This is a genomic window from Micromonospora zamorensis, from assembly GCF_900090275.1.
GTDB classification, from domain to species: Bacteria; Actinomycetota; Actinomycetes; order Mycobacteriales; family Micromonosporaceae; genus Micromonospora; species Micromonospora zamorensis.
Window position 1 is genome coordinate 4,878,435 of record NZ_LT607755.1, and the last position, 22,037, is coordinate 4,900,471.

General features: G+C 71.1%; 19 protein-coding genes. 3 read left to right on the forward strand and 16 right to left on the reverse strand.

Annotated elements, in window-relative coordinates; genetic code table 11:
- Window positions 1-8 precede the first annotated feature (8 nt).
- Genes GA0070619_RS21480 through GA0070619_RS21490 form a run of 3 tightly spaced genes read right to left on the reverse strand, consistent with a single transcriptional unit; the run spans window position 9 to window position 1,952 of the window.
- Window positions 9-659 (reverse strand): DUF3618 domain-containing protein, encoded by a 651-nt coding sequence (locus GA0070619_RS21480; protein ID WP_088949727.1) that lies wholly within the window; start codon window positions 657-659, stop codon window positions 9-11.
- Window positions 656-1,123 (reverse strand): phage holin family protein, encoded by a 468-nt coding sequence (locus GA0070619_RS21485; protein ID WP_088949728.1) that lies wholly within the window; start codon window positions 1,121-1,123, stop codon window positions 656-658. Before GA0070619_RS21485 ends, GA0070619_RS21480 begins: the two co-directional genes overlap by 4 nt.
- Window positions 1,124-1,154: 31 nt before the next feature.
- Entirely contained in the window at window positions 1,155-1,952 is a 798-nt protein-coding gene (locus GA0070619_RS21490) for a hypothetical protein (RefSeq protein ID WP_088949729.1), read from the reverse strand.
- Between the two features lie 231 nt (window positions 1,953-2,183).
- Here GA0070619_RS21490 and GA0070619_RS21495 point away from each other — a divergent pair, with 231 nt between their 5' ends.
- Both GA0070619_RS21495 and GA0070619_RS21500 read left to right on the forward strand, forming a co-directional pair.
- Entirely contained in the window at window positions 2,184-2,675 is a 492-nt protein-coding gene (locus tag GA0070619_RS21495) for a DUF4383 domain-containing protein (RefSeq protein WP_088949730.1), read from the forward strand.
- 65 nt (window positions 2,676-2,740) lie between these two features.
- A complete protein-coding gene (locus GA0070619_RS21500) occupies window positions 2,741-3,400 on the forward strand; it encodes a DUF6766 family protein (protein WP_088949731.1) in 660 nt (219 codons plus the stop codon).
- Window positions 3,401-3,416: 16 nt separating this feature from the next.
- On the opposite strand, the gene GA0070619_RS21505 is transcribed toward GA0070619_RS21500, so the two are convergent.
- The 11 genes from GA0070619_RS21505 to GA0070619_RS21555 form a co-directional block, all read right to left on the reverse strand.
- On the reverse strand, window positions 3,417-3,866 hold the full coding sequence (locus tag GA0070619_RS21505) for a GNAT family N-acetyltransferase (RefSeq protein WP_088951956.1): 450 nt from the start codon (window positions 3,864-3,866) through the stop codon (window positions 3,417-3,419).
- Window positions 3,867-3,936: 70 nt separating this feature from the next.
- Window positions 3,937-5,409 carry a GTPase ObgE gene (obgE, locus tag GA0070619_RS21510; protein WP_088949732.1) on the reverse strand — a complete coding sequence of 491 codons (1,473 nt, stop codon included), beginning with the start codon at window positions 5,407-5,409 and terminating at the stop codon, window positions 3,937-3,939.
- A gap of 93 nt (window positions 5,410-5,502) precedes the next feature.
- On the reverse strand, window positions 5,503-5,757 hold the full coding sequence (rpmA, locus tag GA0070619_RS21515) for a 50S ribosomal protein L27 (protein ID WP_074313740.1): 255 nt from the start codon (window positions 5,755-5,757) through the stop codon (window positions 5,503-5,505).
- Window positions 5,758-5,768: 11 nt separating this feature from the next.
- A complete protein-coding gene (rplU, locus tag GA0070619_RS21520) occupies window positions 5,769-6,083 on the reverse strand; it encodes a 50S ribosomal protein L21 (protein ID WP_007464063.1) in 315 nt (104 codons plus the stop codon).
- 166 nt (window positions 6,084-6,249) lie between these two features.
- On the reverse strand, window positions 6,250-6,732 hold the full coding sequence (locus GA0070619_RS21525; protein ID WP_088949733.1) for a hypothetical protein: 483 nt from the start codon (window positions 6,730-6,732) through the stop codon (window positions 6,250-6,252).
- Between the two features lie 117 nt (window positions 6,733-6,849).
- A complete protein-coding gene (locus tag GA0070619_RS21530; protein ID WP_088949734.1) occupies window positions 6,850-9,957 on the reverse strand; it encodes an Rne/Rng family ribonuclease in 3,108 nt (1,035 codons plus the stop codon).
- A 131-nt stretch (window positions 9,958-10,088) separates the two neighbouring features.
- Window positions 10,089-10,901 (reverse strand): TIGR03936 family radical SAM-associated protein, encoded by an 813-nt coding sequence (locus GA0070619_RS21535; RefSeq protein ID WP_088949735.1) that lies wholly within the window; start codon window positions 10,899-10,901, stop codon window positions 10,089-10,091.
- Window positions 10,902-11,050: 149 nt separating this feature from the next.
- A complete protein-coding gene (gene mycP, locus GA0070619_RS21540) occupies window positions 11,051-12,472 on the reverse strand; it encodes a type VII secretion-associated serine protease mycosin (protein ID WP_088951957.1) in 1,422 nt (473 codons plus the stop codon).
- A gap of 10 nt (window positions 12,473-12,482) precedes the next feature.
- The gene (locus tag GA0070619_RS21545) at window positions 12,483-13,955 is read right to left on the reverse strand and encodes a hypothetical protein (RefSeq protein ID WP_088949736.1); all 1,473 of its coding nucleotides are present in this window, start codon (window positions 13,953-13,955) and stop codon (window positions 12,483-12,485) included.
- A gap of 10 nt (window positions 13,956-13,965) precedes the next feature.
- Window positions 13,966-14,406, reverse strand: coding sequence for a hypothetical protein (locus GA0070619_RS21550; protein WP_088949737.1), 441 nt, complete (start codon window positions 14,404-14,406; stop codon window positions 13,966-13,968).
- Between the two features lie 243 nt (window positions 14,407-14,649).
- The gene (locus tag GA0070619_RS21555) at window positions 14,650-16,644 is read right to left on the reverse strand and encodes a TIGR03960 family B12-binding radical SAM protein (RefSeq protein ID WP_088949738.1); all 1,995 of its coding nucleotides are present in this window, start codon (window positions 16,642-16,644) and stop codon (window positions 14,650-14,652) included.
- Between the two features lie 78 nt (window positions 16,645-16,722).
- On the opposite strand from GA0070619_RS21555, the gene GA0070619_RS33575 reads away from it, so the two are divergent.
- Window positions 16,723-17,946, forward strand: coding sequence for a hypothetical protein (locus tag GA0070619_RS33575; RefSeq protein ID WP_231927128.1), 1,224 nt, complete (start codon window positions 16,723-16,725; stop codon window positions 17,944-17,946).
- A gap of 112 nt (window positions 17,947-18,058) precedes the next feature.
- Here GA0070619_RS33575 and GA0070619_RS21565 read toward each other — a convergent pair whose 3' ends face one another.
- Together GA0070619_RS21565 and ileS are read right to left on the reverse strand one after the other, a co-directional pair.
- Entirely contained in the window at window positions 18,059-18,748 is a 690-nt protein-coding gene (locus GA0070619_RS21565; RefSeq protein ID WP_088949739.1) for a lysophospholipid acyltransferase family protein, read from the reverse strand.
- 95 nt (window positions 18,749-18,843) lie between these two features.
- On the reverse strand, window positions 18,844-21,990 hold the full coding sequence (gene ileS, locus GA0070619_RS21570; RefSeq protein ID WP_088949740.1) for an isoleucine--tRNA ligase: 3,147 nt from the start codon (window positions 21,988-21,990) through the stop codon (window positions 18,844-18,846).
- Between the last annotated feature and the right edge of the window lie 47 nt (window positions 21,991-22,037).

Genomic DNA, 22,037 nt, shown 5'->3' on the forward strand with positions numbered 1-22,037 from the left:
GGGTGGGGTCAGGAGTTGACCTGGTGCCGGGCCTGCTGGGCCTGGTCCCTGACGTCGTGCGCGGCCGACTTCGTGTCGTCCTTGACCGCGTGCACGGCGTCCTGGGCGGTGGACTTCACCGACTGGGCGGCCTGCTGGGCCGGCTCGCGCAGCTCTTCCTTGAGCTCGTTGGCCACCGCGCCAAGCTTCTCGGTCACCGCACCGCTGTGCTCGCTGACCCGCTCCTTGAGCTGGGTAGCGGCCTGCTGCTCACGGCGAGAGGCCGGGATCAGCGACGAGGCCAGCCAGCCGACCCCGAACGCGATCAGACCGGCGGCGAGGGGGTTGCCCTGGGACTTCTGCCGGATCACCCGCGGAGCGCTGTGGGCGGCATCGCTGACACTGGTCGCCGCCGAGTGCGCGGCGTCGCTGACGCTGGAGGCCGCCGACGAGGCGCGGTCACCCACCGAGTGGGCGGCCTGGCCGGTGCCGTGGCCGAGGTCAGACGCGGTTCCCATGACCTTGTCCCTCACATTCTGCAGAGCGGAACGGGCCCGCTGTTTGCGGTCGTCGACGATGCGGCTCGGGCTGACCTTGTACGCCAGCGCATCCACATCGGAGCTGAGGCTGTTACGGGTGGCTTCGATCTCGCGGCGGATCTGATCGGGATCGGTGCTCATCGGGTGACTCCCTCCGGGTGCGGCTTGAGCGCGTCGGGGATCCGCTGCACGCTGTCGTTGGTCTGCTTGAGCCCGCGTACGTGCTGGGCGTTCTGCTTCGCCTTGGAGTAGAGGACGGCGGCGACCACGGCCCAGATCACGGCCACGATCAGCGCAGCCAGACCGGAGTCCATGACGTTGTCCAGGAACTGCCAGACGGCGATGGACACGAAGAGGGCCACCATGTAGCCGCCGAAGCCGGCACCGCCGAAGAGCCCGGCGGCCTTGCCGGCCTTCTTGCCCTCCTGGCGGATCTCGGCCTTGGCCAGCTCGACCTCCTGACGCATCAGCGTCGACAGGTCGGTGGTGACCTGACGCATCAGGTCACCCAGCGAGCTGCCCTTCACCTCCGCGGCGGTGTGCGGGGCACCCGCGTCGGGGTGGTATCCGGAGTCCAGCCCGGACCCCTGCGTCGGCATGCTCATGCCGTCGCCTCCCTTCGGATGACTCGGCGGGTCACGGGCGCGGGCTGCCGCTGGACGGAACGCCCGGCAGCGGGTCGGTCTGGGTCACCGGAGGCAGCGGCTGTCCGGTGCCGGTCGGCTCGGTGTAGCCACCGGGAGCCGGCGCGGTGTAACCGCCGGGGGTCGGCTCGGTGTACGTGCTGGGGGTCGGGTCGAGGTAACCGCCCGCCGGGGTGGCGTCCGGCGCCGCGCGGGGTGCCGGCGGCGGCGTCGGGATCACGGCGGTCTGCTCCGGGTCGTACGCACCGGCGCCCCGGTAGGCCGAGGATCCGTTGCTGGAGTCGTCGCCAGCGGAGGAGATGCTGCGGGTCAGCCGGCCGGCCAACACGCCGAGAACCGCCGCGCCGACCAGGAAGGTGCCCGGGTTTCGCCGCGCGTAGTCGCGTACCTCGGTGATCATGTCGCCGGGCTCGCGCTCCTCGAGCCAGCCGGCGACGCCGTGCACCCGGTCGGCGGCCTGGCGGGCCAGCTCGGTCACCGGGCCGGCCTGGCCACCCTGCTCGGCCATCGAGCGCATCTCGTCGGCCAGCGAACGCAGCCCACCGGCGGCCCGGCGCTGCTGCTCACCGGTCTGGCTGGCGAGCTGGGTGCGAGCCTCGCCGTACAGGTTGCGGGCCTGCCGGGCCGCCTCGCGGCCAACCTCGGTGCCCTGCTCCTTGGCGGTCTGGGCGACCGCGCCGCCAGCCTGCGCGGCCTCGGAACCGACCTGGCGCGCCTGGTCGCGAACGCCACCGCCGTTCGTCGACTCCTGCCCGTACGTGGAAGACGTAGGTGAAAGATCGTAAGACATGATTTCCCTTCCGCTCAGAATGTCGTCGCGGTTGTGCTGGGGGGATGCGGCTGCGTTGCCGCAGCCGCTGACCATTGACCTACCCTGCGTTTTGGCTTCCATACCTCTTCGTGCATTTCTCTGCGGGACCTGCCGCTCCAACTTCAAAATGGAGGATCGTCGGGCTGCGTCACGTCGCCGCTGCGGACAGTGAGGTTCGCGAGTGCTGGCAGATCCATGGAGGGGGCAGCGATGGCACGAGACGCGCGAGGTGGCCGACGGGCCGGCCCCCGACCCCGGGTCCAGCTGGCCGCGTTGGCCGTCGCCGGGGTCTTCCTGCTGATCGGCGTGCTCGGCTTCATCCCCGGCATCACCACCGACTACGGCGAGCTGAGATTCGCCGGACACCACTCGGACGCCCGGCTGCTGGGGCTGTTCCAGGTGTCGATCCTGCACAACGCGGTGCACCTGCTCTTCGGGCTGGTCGGCCTGGTGATGGCCCGCAGCATCGCCGGCGCCCGCGTGTTCCTGGCCGCCGGCGGCGCGATCTACCTCGCCCTCTGGCTGTACGGCCTGGGGATCGAGGCGGTCAACCCGGAGGGCGGGGCGAACATCCTGCCGGTGAACGACGCCGACAACTGGCTGCACCTCGCGCTCGGCTTCGGGATGCTCGCGCTCGGGCTGCTGCTGTCGAACCAGGCGGGCACCGGCGGGCGCCTCGACAATCCCGCCGAACGGCACTGACCTGGAGCTTTGGTGGTTTCGCCGCCACGCCGGCAGGGGTAATCGACCGCCGAAGGAGGTACGTCATGCCTCGTTGGCTACGCGACAACGGCCTGGCCGTCGCCATGCTGGGGGCCTTCCTGGTCTTCCTCGTGTTGCAGAGCGTCTTCGGCTGGCAGACCCACAATGAGGAGCTGACCGAGTTCGGTGCCGCGCCGCTGAGCTGGCCGGCGTACCTGACCAGCGGGCACTTCATCGAGTCGGTCTTCGAGAACTGGGAGTCGGAGTTCCTCCAGATGGGCGGGTACGTGCTGCTCACCGCGCACCTGGTGCAGCGGGGGTCGGCCGAGTCGAAGCCGGTGGACCAGACCGACCGGCCGGAGGACGACGAGCGCCGGGCCACCCCGCAGTCACCCTGGCCGGTGCGTGTCGGCGGTCTGCCGCTGGTGATCTACCGCAACAGCCTCTCCCTCGCGCTGCTGCTGATCTTCGCCGGTTCGTTCGTCGGTCACCTGTTCGGTGGCACCGCCGCGTACAACCAGGAGCAGGCGCTACAGAGCGGCGCACCGCCGATCGGGGTGTGGGAGTTCCTCGGCACCAGCGACTTCTGGTTCCAGTCGATGCAGAACTGGCAGAGCGAGTTCCTCGCGGTCGGTGCGCTGATCCTGCTGAGCATCGTCCTGCGCCAGCACGCCTCACCCGAGTCGAAGCCGGTGACCGTCGAGCACGCCAGCACCGGCGCCTGACCGGCGACGCGACGCCTCAGGCCGCGACCGGCAGCCGCTTGGCGAAACAGACGCTGTACGGGTTGCTCACGTACTCGCCGTAGACCGGGATCTGCTCGTAGCCACACGAGGTGTACAGCGCGATCGCGGTCGGCAGGTAGGTGCCGGTCTCCAGGCAGACCACCGAGTGCCCCTGTCGGAACGCGCACTCCTCCAGCGCGGCCACCAACTGGCGGGCGATGCCCCGCCCCCGGTACGCGGGCCGCACGTACATCCGCTTGATCTCGCCGGTCTCGGCGTCGAGCGACTGGAGCCCTCCGCAGGCGACCGCCCGATCGTTGACCACCACGGCCAGGTAGCGGACGTCGTCGTGCGGCATGAAGACCTGCCCGTCCAACCCACCGTCGGCCTCGCGCAGCTCACGCTGCTGCGCGACGACGAGGGCGGCGATCTCCGGATCGGTGACAGGCCGGGACTCGATCAGCATCACCCCACGCTAGAACGGGTGGATTTCGCGGAGGTTTCCGGAAATCAACCCGATCACAGAGCGCAACGAACTACTCGGCGTCGTCCTCGTCGTCGATGTCGTCGAGGTCGTCGGACGCGTCCGCGCCCACCTCGTCGGCCGACCGCACCCGGCGGGCCTTACGGGCGGCGAGCCGGTCCGCCGCCGAGGCCCGGTTCGACTTCTCCTCCAGGCGGACGTCGGTGCCCCGGTTACCGGGCACGAAGTCCACGCCGGCGAACAGCGTCGGCTGCCAGTCGAACTCGCGCGCGCCAATCCGGACCAGGTCACCGGGCTGCGCGCCGGCCTTGGCCAGCTTGTCCTCCACCCCGAGCCGGGCCAGCCGGTCGGCCAGGTAGCCGACCGCCTCGTCGTTGTCGAAGTTGGTCTGCTTGACCCAGCGCTCGGGCCGGACACCGCGCACGGTGAAGGAGCCGTCCGCCTCGGCCGTGATGGTGAAGCCGTCGTCGTCCACGGCCATCGGACGGATCACGATCCGGGTCGGCTCGGCGGGCGGTGCGGCCTTGCGCTCGGCCTCGACCAGGTCGGCCATCGCGTAGGTCAGCTCCTTGAGCCCCTCCCGGGTGGCCGCGGACACCTCGAACACCCGGTAGCCGCGCTCCTCCAGGTCGGGGCGCACGATCTCGGCGAGGTCCCGGCCGTCCGGCACGTCGACCTTGTTCACAGCCACGAGTCGCGGGCGGTCGGTGAGCCCGCCGTACTGGCTCAGCTCCGCCTCGATGGCGTCGATGTCGGCGACCGGGTCACGCCCGGGCTCCAGGGTCGCCGAGTCGATGACGTGCACCAGCACCGCGCAGCGCTCGATGTGCCGCAGGAACTCCAGGCCCAGGCCCTTGCCGGTCGCCGCACCCGGGATCAGACCCGGGACGTCAGCGACGGTGAAGGTGTGGTTGTCCATCCGGACCACACCGAGGTTGGGCACCAGGGTGGTGAACGGGTAGTCGGCGATCTTCGGCTTGGCCGCGGAGATCACCGAGATCAGCGACGACTTGCCGGCCGACGGGAAACCCACCAGACCCACGTCGGCGACGCTCTTGAGCTCCAGCACGATGTCCAGCTGGTCGCCGGGCTCGCCCAGCTCGGCGAAGCCCGGAGCCTTGCGCTTGGCGTTGGCCAGCGAGGCGTTGCCCCGCCCGCCGCGCCCACCGCGGGCCACCTCGAAGGTGGTGCCGGCGCCGACCATGTCGGCCAGCACGGTGCCGTCGGTGGTCTGCACCACGGTGCCGTTGGGCACCTTGAGCACCAGGTTGTGACCGTTGGCCCCGTCCCGGTTCGACCCGGCGCCGCCCTTGCCGTTGTCGGCCTTGACGTGCGGGTGGAAGTGGAAGTCGAGCAGCGTGGTCACCTGCGGGTCGACCACCAGCGACACGCTGCCGCCGTGCCCGCCGTTGCCGCCGTCCGGCCCGCCGAAGGGCTTGAACTTCTCGCGGTGGATCGAGGCACAACCGTGCCCGCCATCGCCGGCCTGCAGATGCAGAACGACCCGGTCAACGAACGTTGCCACGGCGTCAATCCTTCCAGCGAGGTCCAACCCCGCACTTCGAAAAAAGCCAAACGGGCCGGGACCCGTAGGTCCGCGGCCCGCTTGGCTCGAGAACTACTGCTGCGGAACGATGCTGACGGTCTTGCGACCGCGCTTGGTGCCGAACAGGACCGCACCGGCCGACAGCGCGAACAGCGTGTCGTCGCCGCCACGGCCGACCAGGTCACCGGGGTGGAACTTGGTGCCACGCTGCCGGATGAGGATCTCACCGGCGCTGACAACCTGACCACCGAAGCGCTTCACGCCGAGTCGCTGGGCCGCGGAGTCACGACCGTTACGCGAGCTGGACGCACCCTTTTTGTGAGCCATTGGAGGACGACCTACTTCCCGCTGGAGATGCCGGTCACCTTGACCTGGGTCAACGGCTGGCGGTGACCCTGGCGCTTGTGGTAGCCGGTCTTGTTCTTGAACTTGTGGATCCGGATCTTCGGGCCCTTGGTGTGCGCGGCGATTTCGCCGGACACCGCGACCTCGGCAAGCTTCGCCGCGTCGGTCACCAGGTCGTCACCGTCGACGAGGAGCACCGCGGTGAGCTTCACCGCGTCACCGGGGGCACCGGTGAGCTTCTCGACCTCGATCACGTCGCCCTCGGCGACCTTGTACTGCTTGCCGCCGGTCTTGACGATCGCGTACATCGGAGGCGGACTCCCTGTCGTTGAGGCTGCTGGCGGTCGTCCCCGCAGCGGCTCGCCGGGTAGCAGTGCACGGCGGCGCGGGCACACGGGAACTCGGCACACCAAAGGTGGGCCGCAGGCAAGAGTACGCCATTGCCGGCCCCGACCCCAAACCGGCCCGCCCTGGTCAGCGCGCGCAGAGCTGGTCGAGACGCTGCTGGAGCCGGTCCAACTCAGTCTCGTCGATCGACTCGACGTCGACGCTGAGCGCGGCCACCTCGGTGCCGAGGTCCGTGAGCAGAGTCTTGAGCTGCGGATCCGTGGCCTGTTCCGACTGCTCCCGCAGCTCGGTGCGCCAGCCGTCCAGTGCCGCCTCGGCCCGCCCACGGGCGGCCTCGGCCGTGCTGCTGTCCCCGGCGCCCACCGCCGCGACCATCTGACCCAGCTCCGCCACGTACGTCCGTACGGCGTTGGTGCTGGCCTGCTGGGCGGCGACGCAGACCTTCGTGCCGCCGCCCGCCGCAGCACCACTGGCCGGAACACCGCTCGGCCCGGAGGCCGAGCCACCGGTGGTCACGCCGGTCGGACCTGGCCCGACGCTCCCCGGCCGGTCGGCGGAGCAGCCAGCCAGCACGGTGACCAACGCGGTGACGGCGAGCAGACGACGCATCTTCTTCTCCTGACCCGGGACGACCGATCCTGGACCGGGGTGGCCGCAACGGCGAGGTCCCTCCCCCGGCACATTGCCGGGGAAGGGACCTCGTCAAACACTTGGCCGGTCAGGCGGTCAGGGGCGCGTCCGCCGGCGGGCGCCACCCCGACGTGAACGGCGTCGGCCGGCGCCACCCTCGGTGGCGTCCTCGTCGCCGTCACCGTCGGCGAGCGCGTCCGGGTCGTCCGCCGCCGCCAACCGAGCCGACTCCCCCTGCTGGCTGTCGGAGATCGCCGGCGCGGCGGCGGTGTCCGACTCGTAGCGGGACAGGTCGTAGCCCATGGTGTCCTGGTAGTCGGCGTCCGGTTCGGCGCTGGTGTCGGTGTCGACGACCTCCACGACGGCCCGCTCGGCCGGGGCGTTCTTGCGCGCCCGGCGGCGGGACGAGGTGGTGGCCTGCTCGGCGGCCGGGGCGGGGGCGGCCACCGCCGAGGCGACCGCCTTGACCTTCTCCCCCGCGCCGGCAGGGCGCGGCTTCTCCGGCACCGGCTCGGTGTGCATGATGACGCCCCGGCCCTTGCAGCACTCGCAGGTCTCGCTGAACGCCTCCAGCAGGCCCGCGCCGATCCGCTTACGGGTCATCTGCACCAGACCGAGCGAGGTGATCTCGGTGACCTGGTGCTTGGTCCGGTCCCGGCCCAGGCACTCGGTGAGTCGGCGCAGCACCAGCTCACGGTTCGACTCCAACACCATGTCGATGAAGTCGATCACCACGATGCCGCCGATGTCGCGCAACCGGAGCTGGCGGACGATCTCCTCCGCCGCCTCCAGGTTGTTGCGGGTGACGGTCTCCTCCAGGTTGCCCCCGGAGCCGGTGTACTTACCGGTGTTGACGTCGACGACAGTCATCGCCTCGGTGCGGTCGATCACCAGCGAGCCACCGGAGGGCAGGAAGACCTTGCGGTCCAGGCCCTTGATGATCTGCTCGTCGATCCGGTACTCGGCGAAGACGTCGCTCGTCCCGACGTGCCGGCGCACCCGGTCCACCAGGTCCGGAGAGACATGCGACAGGTACGACTCGACGATGTCGTACGACTGCTCGCCCTCGATCACCAGCTCGCGGAAGTCCTCGTTGAACAGGTCACGGACCACGCGGATGACCAGGTCCGGCTCCCCGTAGAGCAGCGCCGGGGCACCACCCTCGGCGGCCTTGGCCTGGATGTCCTCCCACTGCGCCTGGAGCCGCTTGACGTCACGGGCCAGCTCGTCCTCGGTGGCGCCCTCGGCGGCGGTGCGGACGATGACGCCCGCGCCGTCCGGAACGAGCTTCTTGAGCACGTCGCGCAGCCGCTTGCGCTCGTTGTCCGGCAGCTTGCGGCTGATCCCGGACGCGTTGCCGTTGGGCACGTAGACCAGGTGCCGGCCGGAGAGCGCGATGTGGCTGGTCAACCGAGCGCCCTTGTGCCCGATCGGGTCCTTGGTGACCTGGACCAGCACCGAGTCGCCGGAGCGCAGCGCCTGCTCGATCGAGCGGGCCCGCCCCTCCAGGCCGGACACGTCCCAGTTGACCTCGCCGGCGTACAGCACCGCGTTGCGGCCCCGGCCGACGTCGACGAACGCCGCCTCCATGCTCGGCAGCACGTTCTGCACCTTGCCCAGGTACACGTTGCCGGCCATGGTGCCGGAGGAGTTACGGGTGACGTAGTGCTCGACCAGCACGCCGTCCTCCAGGACGGCGATCTGGGTACGGTCGCCGCGCTGGCGGACCGCCATCACGCGATCGACGGCCTCCCGGCGCGCCAGGAACTCCGACTCGCTGAGGATCGGCGGTCGGGTACGCCGCTGCTCCCGGCCGTCGCGGCGGCGCTGACGCTTGGCCTCCAGGCGGGTCGAGCCGGAGACGCCCTGCACCTCGTCGACGGTCCGGCGCGGCTCGCGGATCTTGACCACGGTCGGCACACCGTCGTCCGCGGCGCCCTCCGTGTCGCCCGCACCACGGCGACGACGACGCCGGCGACGACGGGTCAGGCCATCGCCGCCCTCGGTCTCCTCGTCCTCGTCACTCTCGGCCTCGACCTCTGCGGTCTCTTCCTCGTCGGCCTGCGCCGCCTCCTCGGACTCCTCGTCCTCGGCGTCGTCGGCCCCACCCTTGCCGCGGCCCCGACCCCGGCGACCACGCCGGCGCCGACGGCGCGCGGCGGCGCTGTCCTCGTCGTCCTCATCCGTCTCGGCGGCCTCGTCGGCCTCCTCGACCGGCTCCTCCTCGGCCTCGATCGCCTCGACCGGCTCGACCGGCTCGATGTCGCGGCGACCACGCCGGCGGCGGCGGGACGGCTCGGCGGTCTCCTCCACAGCCGGCTCCTCGGCGACCGGGGCCGGCTCCACCGGCCGGGTCACCGGCACAGCGTCCGGCTGGGGTGCCATGAACAGCACTGTGGGCGCCGAGAGGGCGGCCCTCCGACGACGGGTACGCGGCTGCTCCGGCTCGACCTCGGCCGGCTCGATGGGCTCATCGGCCACAGCGGGGACGGCCACACCCGGCGGCACCTCGCCCGAGCGCTCCTGCGCGCCACTGGTCCAGGCCAGCTCGGCGGCGCTCGCCCTCGGGAGGGTGTCGGTGTCGTTCAGCTCAGCCTCGGCCTCGCGCAGGTCGGACTCCGCCGGCTCCTCGTCGACAACCGGTTCCTCGGCGACGACCGGTTCCTCGATCGAGGGCTGCTCTTCGACGGCGGCCGGCTGCTCGGTGGCGGGCGGCTCCTCGACAGCAGCCGGGGTGGCCTTCTTGCGCCTGGTCCGGGTCACCTTGACCGGCGGGACCACCTCGGCCGAGGCCGCCTCCGCGGAGGCGGCGACCAACGGCTCCTCGGCGGTGGTCTCGACGGGGGTGGCCTTGCGGCGGCGCCGGGGGGTCTTCGGTGCGACGTCCTGGTCACCGGAGACCGGGGCGAAGACCTCCGCCTGCGGCGACTCGACGCTGCCGGACCCACCCGTGGACGCCTCGATCGGCGCGTCGGTCTGCTCCGGCTGATTGAGCGGGGCGGCCCGACGACGGGTCGCCCTCGCACGCCGTACCGGCGCGGCGGGCTCAGCCGTCTCCGCGCCTGCCGGTTCGACCGAGGCCGAGCCGACGGCCGTGGTGGGGGTCGCGACGGCGGCGCCGTCGGTCGTGGTGCTCTCGTCGGCGGTTTCACCGGCCGGCTGTGAACCGGTCCGTTCGCCGCCCTCGGGCTCGTTCTCGAGCATGGACGTTCTCCAGTTCTGGCTAGCCCGGGCGCGGGTGAGCGCTGCCACGCAGGGTCGCCGCAAAAGTGTTTCCGCCGGGCGCGCGTGGTGCGCGACCGCCGAAGTCTGCCTGCCAGAACACCGACCGTCGGTCAGTGCCCAACGATGGCTGCCCCGTCGCGGTCCGCATCCAACGGATCCACGATCGCACCCTGCGCGGTCAACGTGCCCTGAGCCAGCCGGGTCACCCTCGGCGAAACCGGCGGCTCCAGGTCGGCCACCACGCGGAGGCCGGAAAGGACGTCATCGGGCCGTACGGACGGGGTGACCTGCCGCACGACCAGTTCGAGTATCGCACACGGTACGGCCGGCGCCCCGGAAGGCGTCGGTGCCGACGCCGGGGCATCGATGGATATCACGGCAGCACGGGCGTCGAACGTGCGTCGGCCCTGCTTGGTCATCCGCTCCACCAGCACCTCGTCGGCCGCGACGAAGGCGTCCACCGCCGCGCGCAGCACCGCCGGGTCGACCTCGGGCATCTCGATGTACCAGCGCGACGCCTCGATCCGGTCCGGGAGACTGCCTCCCTCGGCGATCACGGCGTCCAGGACGTCCAGCCCCGGTGAGAGCGCGGCGTCCAACGCGGCGCGCAACGCCTCCGGGTCGACCTCCGACTGGAGGGCGATCTCCAGGTATTCCGCCTCGCTCGCCACCCCGGTGGGGGCGGCGCTGGCGTAGGAAATCTTGGGGTGCGGGTGGAAACCCTGGGAGAAGGCGATCGGCACGGCGGCCCGGCGCAGCGCGCGTTCGAAGGCGCGGGCGAAGTCCCGGTGCGAGGTGAACCGCAGCGGGCCGCGCTTGGCGTATCGGATGCGGACGCGCTGGACGACCGGTGCCTGGCCGCCCTCGGGTTGAGGCTTCTTGGCGATCGTGGGCTCCTCGGGGGTACCTGCGTGTGGACCCATCCTGGCGCAGTGTCCGTGACGGTACGCAGCCGGGGCGGTCGCCTCGCTCCGACGAACCGGGTGAAACCGGTCGACAGGGTCATGATCAGCCGTCCAGGACGCCGATGGCCGGCCGGTGACACGCAGGTCACCCGGCCGGCCATTGGCGATCAGGACCGGTTGTCGCGCCCCGGTGGAGCCGACGGCCCCCCGCCGGGCGGGCCGTAGCCCGGCGGCTGCGGCGCGTACCCGGACGGTGGGGCGTAGCCAGACGGTGGGGCGTACCCGGACGGTGGGGCGTAGCCCGGGGGTGCGGGGTAACCGGGTGGCGGGGCGTAACCAGCACCCGGTGGGGCGTACCCGTCGGTGGCCGCCTGGTCGAGCAGGTCGTCCGGCAGGTCGGCCGCCAGGGCCGCCTCACGGCGGTACCGACGTCGGTTCCAGATCAGGAACACCGCCAACCCCAGCAGCAGCACCAGCACCACGGCGATGCCGATGACGACCACCATGACCTGCTGGTCGGTGGGGCCACCGCGGTCGCCGTGCTGGGTGACGTCGAACTCCTCGGCCGCGTCCGCTGTCCGAGTGGGTGCCGGGTTGGCCGCGGCGGCCGGGTCGAGCAGCGGATTGGCGCTGACCGGCGGCACGTTCGCGCTCAGCGCGGTCACCGGGTCGATCAGGCCGAACCCGTACTGCGGATCCCGGCCGGCAGGGCCGGCGTCCCGGGCGGTCCGGATGATCCGGTTGATCACATTGGCGGCGTCGAGGTTCGGGTACTTCGATCGGATCAACGCGGCCACACCGGAGACGATCGCCGTGGAGTCGGAGGTGCCGTCACCCCAGCCGTAGCCCTTGTTGCGGCCGGCGTTGTAGATGTCATCGCCGGGTGCGGCGACCACCGCCTCGGGGCCCTGGACCGAGCCGGACCAGAAGCTGCCGCCCCGGGTCGTCCCGGTCACGGCGATCACGCCGGGGACACTGGCGGGAGCCTCGACCTTGACGCTGCCCTTGGCGGTGTTACCGGCGGCGACCACCACGACGACATCGCGCTCCAGGGCGTACTGGATGGCGCTGACCTCTTCGGGGGTGACGGCCGACGGCTTGCCCAGTGACACGTTGATCACCTTGGCGCCACCGTCGACGGCCATCCGGATGCCGCGGCTGACCGTCACTTCGTCGTACGGCGCGTCATCCGCAGAGGCGTCCAGTCTGATGGGCAGGATCTTCGCGCCGGGGGCGATGCCGTCCACGCCGTCGGGGCTGGCGTTCGTCGCCGCGATGATGCCGGCCATGTGCGTGCCGTGCCCCTGCGCGTCGGCCCGCCCATCTCCGCTGCCGCCGTCGCTGCGGCCACCGGCCAGCACCTGGCCCTTGAGATCCGGGTGATTCGCGTCGACGCCGCTGTCGACCACGGCCACGATCACGCCCTGCCCGGTGGACAGCTTGTGCGCCTGCGCGATCCGGAGCTCATCCAGATACCACTGCTCGGCCCGCCGAGGCGCGGCGGCCGCCGGTTGGGCGGCTCCCAGCACCAGGAGACCCGCCAGCAGGGAGGCAGTCACCGGCCGGAGCGCTGCAGCATTCACCCTCATCCGTCCGTCCTCATCGAAGGACGCCCGGGGACGCCCCGTCACCAGGGCCCCACGGATCGTCATCCTCAGTCAACCACGACGAGTGTTCGGAGCCGGTGCCACCGCCGTGCCCGGCACCGCCCGCGCCGCCCATCATGCCGCCGCCCATCATCCCGGCGCCGCCCATCCCGGTGCCGCCACGCGCGCCGCCCGGCATGCCGGCACCACCGGCACCCGCGCCAGCGGCGGTACGCAGGGCGTTGGCCGCGCTCGTCACCGGCGGAATCTTTCCGTTGCCGCCACCCACCATGCCGGGGATACCGCCGACACCGATCCCGCTGGCGGCACCCAGACCACCGCCGGACCCGAGCCCGCCGCCCGCGCCGACGCCGCCACCGAAACCACCGCCGGCTCCACCGAGACCGGCGCTGCCGACCCCGGTGCTGCCGAGGCCACCACCCACGCCACCAATGGTGGTGGGCGCGGCGCCGGCCAGGCCGGTGCTGTAGCCGCCGTCGCCGTCCGGGTAGCCGGAACCGGTGGTCGGCGGTGCGAATGGGCCGGGTCCTTCGAACGAGGGGCCGCCACCGGGGCCACCGGTCGTCGTCGGGTTGAACGGGGCCACCGTGGACGTGGGGCCCCCGTTGATGTCGCTGATGCCGGGCGGCCTGCTGCCGATGGACGGGCCACCGCCGCCACCACCACCGCCACCACCGCCGCCAATGCCGCCGGTCTCAGGCAGCCCCTTCGGGGGCACCCGATCGTCGGGTCGGTAGTCGTCGAAAGAGCGTCCTGGATCGCCGACCACCAGCTTTGGACGCTCGGTGTACACCGCCGGGGGCAGCGGTGACATCGCCGTGTTCGCCGCCTGCTGATTGTCCCGGTACCAGTTGTCCAGATGGGCCTTGGTGTCCCAGAAGCCGCCCCGCTTCTGGTCACCGGCCTGGCCGTCGACCTTCATCGTCGCTTCGAGGTCGTCGGCCTTGTCGCGGAACGCCCCGTCGGCGTACGACGCGGGGTTGCTCTGGTAGTCCGCGCGCAGCGCGGCGAGGAAGCCCGACGAGCTCTCGCCGTCGCGGGCGTCATCGAGCTCGGTGCCGTTGGGCAGGCTCCACTCGTTCCACCCGAAGTCGTCCCCCAACGGGATCGGGATCGTGGCCACCACCTTGCGGATGTCGCCCTCGATCCGCGTCAACGCGCCACTGACGTTGCTCGCGTCGGTGATCAGATCCTCGATCTGCTTGCCGATCTTGCCGAGGTGCTCGCGGTACGCGTCACCGCCGCTGCCCTTCCAGCCGGCGAGCATGCCGGGCAGACCACCCACGTGCGGGCGCTCCTGACCCGTCGCGATCGGGCCGACGAACGACCGACCGACGAGCGCGTCCCGCAGATGGCCCAGGCCGGCGGAGAGGTTGCTCCACCCCATCCCGACCGAGCCGACCGTTTCCGGGTCCGCGGAGAGCGTCACCTCGCGGACGCACCGCTCCCAGGTTCCTCCAGCCATGACGTCCCCCTCAGGCCGTGTGCGGGTAGGTGGGCGTGCCGCCGGCAGGGGGCGGCGGAGCCGCCGACTCCAGCAGCCGCTCGATCTCCTTGCCGTTGGCGCCGTTGCGCGCCTCGGCGTCGCGGAACGCCTTGGCGATGTCCTCTGTGCCCTGCTTCAGCGCGGCGAGCTTCTGGGAGAGCGTCTTGAGGTGCAGCTCCATGTTGGTCGTGGAGGTCTCCAGCGTCCGCCACTGGAGGCGGGCGTCCTCGAACGCGCCGAAGGGCGTGCCGTTCGGAACGGCCTGGGCGTTGTTGCTGTCGCCCTTCATCCGCTCCTTGATGCGCTCCATCTCGTAGCTGAGAGTGTCCTCGACATACTGCTTCAGCCGTTCGACGTACGCGGCGGCGGCGTCCAGGTCCTCGACGCTGACGTGCAGATCGCCGGTGTTCGGCGGCGGCAAGCTCCCCATGCGGTTCCTCCCCCGTTTCCGACCCTCGGGGTCGGTCCATGTCAGACGCAGCGTATCGAAGTCTGACCACGTCGGGGCAGCCCTGGTCGCCGTCCGAACGAACCGACAGTTGTCGATGTCGTGTGCGGGGGCCGTCAGGAAGCCCGACCAACACCAACGGGTCCGCGAGGAGCGGACCCGTTGGGTGATGTCGGAAGTGGAGAGTAGTGGGTCAACGCCGCCCGGCGCTGCCCCGGAGGCGCCTCAGTGTGAGTGGCCGGCTGCCGGCACGTTCATACCGTTGCCGCCCAGCGGGGTCAGCGGCAGCAGCTTCTTACCGGTCGGGCCGATCTGGATCTCGGTGTCCATCGACGGGCAGACGCCGCAGTCGAAGCAGGGCGTCCACCGGCAGTCGTCCTGCTCGAACCCGCTGACCGAGTCCTGCCAGTCCTGCCAGAGCCAGTCCTTGTCCAGGCCCGAGTCCAGGTGGTCCCAGGGCAGGACCTCCAGCTCCTCGCGCTGCCGGGTGGTGTACCAGTCGAGGTCCACGCCGAACGCGGGCAGCGTCTCGGCAGCCGCGTCGACCCAGCGCTGGTACGAGAAGTGCTCGCTCCATCCGTCGAACCGGCCGCCGCCCTCCCAGACCTTGCGGATCACCGAGCCGACCCGGCGGTCACCCCGGGAGAGCAGTCCCTCGATCAGCGACGGCTCGCCGTCGTGGTAGCGGTAGCCGATGGCGCGGCCGAGCGACCGGTCCGAGTTGATGGCCTGCTTGAGGATCTTGAGCCGGTGGTCGATGACCTCCGGACGCTCCATCGAGGCCCACTGGAACGGGGTGTGTGGCTTCGGCACGAACCCGCCGATCGAGACGGTGCACCGGATGTCCTTGGAACCGGTGGCGGCCCGACCGGCCCTGATCACCTCGTGGGCCATCTCCGCGATCTCGAGGACGTCCTCGTCGGTCTCGGTGGGCAGGCCGCACATGAAGTAGAGCTTCACCTGCCGCCAGCCGTTGGTGTACGCGGTGACGACGGTGCGGATCAGATCTTCCTTCGTCACCATCTTGTTGATGACCTTGCGGATTCGCTCCGACCCGCCCTCCGGGGCGAAGGTCAGGCCGGTCCGCCGCCCGTTGCGGGACAACTCCTGGGCGAGGTCGATGTTGAAGGCGTCCACCCGGGTCGACGGCAGCGACAGCGACACGTTGGTGCCCTCGTACTGCTGGGCGAGGCCCGAGCACATGTCGCCGATCTCGGAGTGGTCGGCCGAGGAGAGCGACAGCAGGCCCACCTCGTTGAAGCCGGAGAACTCCAGGCCGTCGCGGACCATCTGCCCGACCGTGGTGATCGACCGTTCCCGGACCGGACGGGTGATCATGCCCGCCTGGCAGAACCGGCAGCCCCGGGTGCAACCCCGGAAGATCTCCACCGCGTACCGCTCGTGCACCGTCTCGGCCAGTGGCACGAGGGGCTTCTTCGGGTACGGCCAGGCGTCCAGGTCCATCGTCGTGCGCTTGTGCACCCGGAACGGCACGTCCGCCCGGTTCGGCACGACCCGCTGGATGCGCCCGTCCGGGAGGTAGTCGACGTCGTAGAAGCGCGGCACGTAGACGCTCTCGGTGCGGGCCAGCCGCAGCAGCAGCTCGTCGCGGCCGCCCGGGGAGCCCTCGGCCTTCCACTCCCGGACGATCGCGGTGATCTCCAGGACCGCCTCCTCGCCGTCGCCGAGCACTGCGGCGTCGATGAAGTCGGCGATCGGCTCCGGGTTGAACGCGGCGTGCCCGCCGGCCACGATCACCGGGTCGGCGTCGGTGCGGTCGGCGGCCAGCATCGGGATGCCGGCCAGGTCGATCGCGGTGAGCATGTTGGTGTAACCCAGCTCGGTGGAGAAGGAGATGCCGAACACGTCGAAGCCGCGTACCGCCCGGTGCGCGTCGACCGTGAACTGCGGCACGCCGTGCGTGCGCATCAGGTTCTCCAGGTCCGGCCAGACCGCGTACGTCCGCTCGGCGAGGGTGTCGGGCAGCTCGTTCAGCACCTCGTAGAGGATCTGCACGCCCTGGTTGGGCAGGCCCACCTCGTACGCGTCGGGATACATCAACGCCCAGCGCACGGCTGCGGCATCCCAGTCCTTGGTCACCGCACCCAGCTCGCCCCCGACGTACTGGATGGGCTTGGAGACCTGGGGCAGCAGTGGCTCGAGCTGGGACCAGACCGAATTGGTCGCGGCCGCGCGCGGCGTCGTGGACGGGGCACTCATGATGGCCAAGGGTACGCGCCCGTCCGACGGTGGCGACGCGGTACTAACCTCGGACCGGCGCGAGAGGAGATTGCCGCGATGCCCGAGCCCCAGACGGGAGCAGGGCCGGCCGACGGGAACACCCCGGGCGCGGAGCCGGACCGGGATCCGGCGGCCGCCGACGAGCCGACCTCCCCACCCGTACCATCGGACCAGCCTGAGCCCTCGGCGCAGCCCACAGCTGCGGACCAACCCGAGCCATCGGGCCAGCCCGAGTCGACCGCCACCGCCGACGTTCCGGCGCCCCGGTGGAGCGGCTCGGCCCCGGTGCCGCCTCCGTCGCCGCGCCGACCCGCCTGGGGCGAGTCGGCCGAGCCGACGCCGCCGCAGGCCGTGCCCGTCGGGCCGCCGGAGCACCAGACCCCGGTCGACCCGTGGGCCGGCGTGGACACCGGCGGCTGGGACCTGCCGTCCGCCGAGCTGCCCCCGCTGCCTCCGACGTTGCCCTACCCGTCGCCGCCGTCGACCCGGCAGTGGTCGGGTCCGCCCGCTCCCCCGGTCGGCCCGCACCCGCTGCCGCCGCAGGCCGTCCCGGTGCCTCCACAGGCCGCGAGGCCCACGATGCCGAGTCGGCCAATGTCGCCGCCCGCACCTTCCCCGACGCCGGCCCGACCGCCGAAGCAGCGCCGCGGCCGGCGGTCCGACCCGCCACCACCGGCGCCACCACCGGACTGGCAGGCCCCCAAGGGGTACGTTCCGGTGCCGGTCCGTCGACGTCGCCGCTGGCCGTGGCTGCTGCTGCTCACCCTGGCCTGCTGCTGCGGGTGCCCCGCCTACTACGGGTTCCCGATCTCGGCCCAGTACCCGGCCCGCGCGGCACTGCCCGTCCAGATCGAGGACCTCAGCCTGCGTCAGGACAGCCGCAGCGCGGAAACCGCCAAGCAGTTGGAGAACGAGGTCCGCCAGGAGCACTGGCTGGCCGAGGACACGTTCGCCGGCGTCTACTCCACGAACAGCGGCAAGCGGGTGACGGTCTTCGGCGGCACCGGCTTCCGGCTGAGCCCGGAGTCGGACGCGGAGGCGGAGATCAGCCGACTCACCGACCGCTACGCGCTGAACGCCCCGGAGACGGTGGACACCGGCGTACGCGGCCGGCACGAGCGTTGCGCGGTCGGCCGGGCGGACGGCAGCGACGTGGTGGTCTGCACCTCTGTCGACTACGGCAGCATCGCCACCGGAGTGTTCACCCGGCTCTCCGTCGGTGACAGCGCCACCCTGCTGAACACACTGCGCGCCCAGATCGTCCAACCCGAGCGGGGCTGAGTGCCGACCCACCCAGGTTGATCAAGAGGTTTCGGTCAGAATCAGTCCCGCGAATGACGCAAACTTCTTGATCAACCGGGGGTGGGCCGAGGGTGGGCCGGGCGGGTGCGGGTCAGGCTTCGCGGGTCGGGTCCGGGTGGGCGCGCGGCGGGGCGTAGCGGGGCACGTACTCCTGGCCGGTGAGCTTCTGGATCTCGCCCATCAGCTCATCCGTCATCTGCCGCAGCGAGGTGCGGTCGTCCGGTCGGCCGGTGAAGTCCAGCGGCTTGCCGAACCGGACGGTGATCTTGGCGGTGCCGGGACGCGGCACCCGGGCACCGATCGGCTGCGCCTTGTCCGTGCCGATCATGCCGACCGGGATGATCGGCACGCCGGCGGAGATCGCCAGTCGGGCCGCCCCGGTCCGCCCTCGGTAGAGCTTGCCGTCCGGCGAGCGGGTGCCCTCCGGGTAGACCACCACCAGGTCACCGCCCTTGAGCGCCGGGATCGCCGCGTCGAACGCGGACAGCGCGGCCCGACCGCCGGCCCGCTCGACCGGAATGGCGCCCAGACCGGTGAGCACGAACTTGGAGATCGCACCCTTCACACCGGCGCCCTTGAAATACTCCGACTTGGCCCAGAACGCGAGGTGGCGGGGCACGACCGTGCCGAGGAACAGCTCGTCGGCCACGGAGAGGTGGTTGCCGGCGAAGACCGCGCCGCCGGTCGCCGGCACGTGTTCCAGCCCCTCCACGGTCGGGCGGAACGCCAACCGCAGCGTCGGCGCCACGGTGAGCTTGCCGATGGTGTAGAGCAGGGGCACTGGTCCTCCGGCAGATGAGGTGCGAACAGGCGGTGTCACGGTAGCGGACGCCTCCACACTCCGCCGACGGAGGTGTGGAGGCGTCCGTACCGCGGCTACGAACGGCGGACGGTGACCGTCACCCGCTCGCCGTCGCCGACCTCACCGGCGAAGCCGTCGATGCCCTCGGCGAAGTCCACCGAGTCGGCCAGCACCTCCCGGGAGACGAAGTCGACGTACGCCGCCACTGCCGCACGCACCTCGTCGGACGCCGACACCGACACCACGATCCGGTCGGAGACGTCCAGGTCGGCGTCACGGCGGGCCTGCTGCACCACCCGCACCACGTCGCGGGCCAGCCCCTCGGCGGCCAACTCCGGGGTCACGTCGGTGTCCAGCACCACCACGCCCTCGCCGCCGGGCAGTGGCGCCGAGTGTTCGGCGTCGGCGGCGACCAGGCGCAGCTCGTACTCACCCTCGGCGAGGGTGACGCCGGCAGCCACCGGGGCGCCGTCGACCAGCTCCCAGTCCCCCGCCTTGACCGCCTTGATCACCTGCTGCACCTGCTTGCCGACCCGCGGGCCGAGCGCCCGGGGCACCACGGTCAACACCTGCTCGCAGTACGCGGACAGCTCCGCGCTGAACTCCACGGCCTTCACGTTGACCTCGTCGGTGACCAGGTCGGCGAACGGCCGCAACTGCTCCGCCGCCGGCGAGGCCACTGTCAGCTTCGACAGCGGCAGCCGCACCCGCAGACCCTTGGCCTTGCGCAGCGACAGCGCCGCCGAGGCGACCGCCCGGGTGGCGTCCATCGCGGCGACCAGGTCGTGGTCGGCCGGGAACTCGGTCGCCTCCGGCCAGTCGGTCAGGTGCACCGACCGCTCCCCGGTCAGGCCACGCCAGATCTCCTCCGCGGTCAACGGCGCGAGCGGCGCCACCACCCGGCAGAGCGTCTCCAGCACGGTCCAGAGCGTGTCGAACGCGTCGGCGTCCCCGGACCAGAACCGGTCCCGGGAGCGGCGCACGTACCAGTTGGTCAGCGCGTCCAGGTAGGACCGAACGGTGGCGCAGGCGCCGGAGATGTCGTACGCGTCCATCTGCGCGCCAACGGTGGCCACCAGCTCGTTCGTCTTCGCCAGCACGTACCGGTCTAGCAGGTGCGTCGAGTCGGTACGTCGACGCGCCTGGTGCCCGTCGGCGTTGGCGTAGAGCGTGAAGAAGTACCAGACGTTCCACAGCGGCAGCAGCACCTGCCGGACGGCGTCACGGATGCCCGCCTCGGTGACCGCCATGTCACCGCCGCGCAGCACCGGCGAGGACATCAGCATCCACCGCATCGCGTCCGAGCCGTACGCGTCGAAGACGTGGTAGACGTCCGGGTAGTTGCGCAGGCTCTTGGACATCTTGCGCCCGTCCGAGCCGAGCAGGATGCCGTGGCTCAGGCAGTTGCGGAACGCTGGCCTGTCGAACAGCGCGGTGGCCAGCACGTGCATCGTGTAGAACCAGCCGCGGGTCTGCCCGATGTACTCGACGATGAAGTCACCCGGGTAGTGGTGCTCGAACCAGTCCGCGTTCTCGAACGGGTAGTGCACCTGGGCGAACGGCATCGAACCGGACTCGAACCAGCAGTCCAGCACCTCCGGCACCCGGCGCATCATCGACTGACCGGTCGGGTCGTCCGGGTTCGGGCGGACCAGGTCGTCCACCGCCGGCCGGTGCAGGTCGGTGAGGCGTACGCCGAAGTCACGCTCGATGTCGGCGAGCGAGCCGTAGACGTCGAGCCGGGGGTAGTTCGGGTCGTCGGACTTCCACGCCGGGATCGGCGAACCCCAGAACCGGTTCCGGCTGATCGACCAGTCCCGGGCGTTGGCCAGCCACTTGCCGAACGAGCCGTCCTTGATGTGGCCGGGCGTCCAGTTGATCTCCTGGTTCAGCTCGACCATCCGGTCCCGGAACTGCGTCACGGCGACGAACCACGACGACACCGCCTTGTAGACCAGCGGGGTGTCGCAGCGCCAGCAGTGCGGGTACGAGTGGGTGTAGGTGTCCTGCTTGAGCACCACCCCCCGCTCCTTCAGCTCCCGGATCACCGGCTTGTTGACGTCGAAGACCTGCTCACCCTGGTACGGCGGGACCAGCGCCGTGAACCGGGTGTGGTCGTCCACCGTGACGATGGTCGGGATGCCGGCGGCGTTGCAGACGTTCTGGTCGTCCTCACCGAAGGCCGGGGCGAGGTGCACGATCCCGGTGCCGTCCTCGGTGGTGACGAACTCCGCGCCGAGCACCTGGTAGGCGTTCTCCCCGGCCTGCTCGACGAGGAAGTCGAACAGCGGCGTGTAGCGGCGTCCGACCAGGTCACGGCCGTACACCGTGCCGACCTGCTCGAAACCGTCCAGCTCCTTGGCGTACGCGGCCAGCCGCGCCGCGCCGACCACGAACCGCTCCCCGTCGCGTTCCAGCACCGCGTACTCGATGTCCGGGCCGACGGCGAGCGCCAGGTTCGACGGCAGGGTCCACGGCGTGGTCGTCCAGACGCCCAGCTTGACCGGCCCGCGCAGCAGCTCCGGCGCGGACTCGTCGGCGGTCAGCCCGAACCACACCGACAGCGTGGGGTCGTGCCGGTCCCGGTAGACGTCGTCCATCCGGGTCTCGGTGTTCGACAGCGGCGTCTCGCAGCGCCAGCAGTACGCCAGCACCCGGAAACCCTCGTAGATCAGACCCTTGTCGTGCAGGGTCTTGAAGGCCCACATGACGCTTTCCATGTAGTCCAGGTCGAGGGTCTTGTAGTCGTTGGCGAAGTCGACCCAGCGGGCCTGCCGGTTGATGTACCGCTCCCAGTCCTGGGTGAACTCCAGCACCGAGGCACGACAGGCGTCGTTGAACCGGGCCACGCCCAGGTCGATGATCTCCGCCTTGCTGGTGATGCCGAGCTGCTTCTCGGCCACCACCTCGGCGGGCAGGCCGTGGCAGTCCCAGCCGAAGCGCCGCTCGACGTGCCGCCCGCGCATGGTCTGGTAGCGCGGCACCACGTCCTTGACGTACCCGGTGAACAGGTGGCCGTAGTGCGGCAGGCCGTTGGCGAACGGCGGGCCGTCGTAGAAGACGTACTCGTTCTTACCGTCGTCGCCGGCCGGGCGGGCCTCGACGCTGGCCTCGAAGGTCTTGTCGGCCGTCCAGTGCTCCAGGACCCGGCGCTCGACCGCGGGCAGGTCCGGGCTCGCCGGGACACCGGCGGCGGTCGGGTCGTGCAACGGATAGGCCATCGGGGGTCGCTCTCCTCATGCAGCTCACTCAACGTGGGTCTGCGAGG

Excerpts from the sequence above, each read along its gene's own strand:
- GA0070619_RS21480 (WP_088949727.1), bottom strand. The coding sequence starts at position 659 with ATGAGCACCGATCCCGATCAGATCCGCCGCGAGATCGAAGCCACCCGT.
- GA0070619_RS21485 (WP_088949728.1), bottom strand. The coding sequence starts at position 1,123 with ATGAGCATGCCGACGCAGGGGTCCGGGCTGGACTCCGGATACCACCCC.
- GA0070619_RS21490 (WP_088949729.1), bottom strand. The coding sequence starts at position 1,952 with ATGTCTTACGATCTTTCACCTACGTCTTCCACGTACGGGCAGGAGTCG.
- GA0070619_RS21495 (WP_088949730.1), top strand. The coding sequence starts at position 2,184 with ATGGCACGAGACGCGCGAGGTGGCCGACGGGCCGGCCCCCGACCCCGG.
- GA0070619_RS21500 (WP_088949731.1), top strand. The coding sequence starts at position 2,741 with ATGCCTCGTTGGCTACGCGACAACGGCCTGGCCGTCGCCATGCTGGGG.
- GA0070619_RS21505 (WP_088951956.1), bottom strand. The coding sequence starts at position 3,866 with ATGCTGATCGAGTCCCGGCCTGTCACCGATCCGGAGATCGCCGCCCTC.
- rpmA (WP_074313740.1), bottom strand. The coding sequence starts at position 5,757 with ATGGCTCACAAAAAGGGTGCGTCCAGCTCGCGTAACGGTCGTGACTCC.
- rplU (WP_007464063.1), bottom strand. The coding sequence starts at position 6,083 with ATGTACGCGATCGTCAAGACCGGCGGCAAGCAGTACAAGGTCGCCGAG.
- GA0070619_RS21525 (WP_088949733.1), bottom strand. The coding sequence starts at position 6,732 with ATGCGTCGTCTGCTCGCCGTCACCGCGTTGGTCACCGTGCTGGCTGGC.
- GA0070619_RS21530 (WP_088949734.1), bottom strand. The coding sequence starts at position 9,957 with ATGCTCGAGAACGAGCCCGAGGGCGGCGAACGGACCGGTTCACAGCCG.
- GA0070619_RS21535 (WP_088949735.1), bottom strand. The coding sequence starts at position 10,901 with ATGGGTCCACACGCAGGTACCCCCGAGGAGCCCACGATCGCCAAGAAG.
- mycP (WP_088951957.1), bottom strand. The coding sequence starts at position 12,472 with ATGAGGGTGAATGCTGCAGCGCTCCGGCCGGTGACTGCCTCCCTGCTG.
- GA0070619_RS21545 (WP_088949736.1), bottom strand. The coding sequence starts at position 13,955 with ATGGCTGGAGGAACCTGGGAGCGGTGCGTCCGCGAGGTGACGCTCTCC.
- GA0070619_RS21550 (WP_088949737.1), bottom strand. The coding sequence starts at position 14,406 with ATGGGGAGCTTGCCGCCGCCGAACACCGGCGATCTGCACGTCAGCGTC.
- GA0070619_RS21555 (WP_088949738.1), bottom strand. The coding sequence starts at position 16,644 with ATGAGTGCCCCGTCCACGACGCCGCGCGCGGCCGCGACCAATTCGGTC.
- GA0070619_RS33575 (WP_231927128.1), top strand. The coding sequence starts at position 16,723 with ATGCCCGAGCCCCAGACGGGAGCAGGGCCGGCCGACGGGAACACCCCG.
- ileS (WP_088949740.1), bottom strand. The coding sequence starts at position 21,990 with ATGGCCTATCCGTTGCACGACCCGACCGCCGCCGGTGTCCCGGCGAGC.